The 301-nt window shown below is 57.8% G+C and carries 1 pseudogene; it reads left to right on the forward strand.

Annotation, left to right across the window (positions count from 1 at the left end):
• Window positions 1–301 (forward strand): annotated as a pseudogene (locus tag JYA52_RS00175) (ATP-binding cassette domain-containing protein); the annotation flags it as partial.

Genomic DNA, 301 nt, shown 5'->3' on the forward strand with positions numbered 1-301 from the left:
CGGGTTCCGGCCTGTCCGGCGGCCAGCATCATCGCCTGTTCATCGCCAGTGCAATCGCCGTGGAACCCCAGGTGATCCTCTTGGACGAGCACTGCTCCGCCATTGAACCTATCTCCACACTGGCCGTTGAGGACATCATATACGAGCTCAATGAACAGTACACCTTGGTCATCTTGACGCACAAGATGCAGCAGTCGGCGCGTGTTTAGGACTGGACGGCGTTCTGCAACATCGCCGGCACGGTCAAGCCGGGCAAGATCATCGAGTTCGCCGATACCAGCACCATCTTCTACAATCCGAG

The sequence above is a fragment of the Arthrobacter pascens genome (assembly GCF_017052465.1).
In the GTDB taxonomy this organism is placed as follows: domain Bacteria; phylum Actinomycetota; class Actinomycetes; order Actinomycetales; family Micrococcaceae; genus Arthrobacter; species Arthrobacter pascens.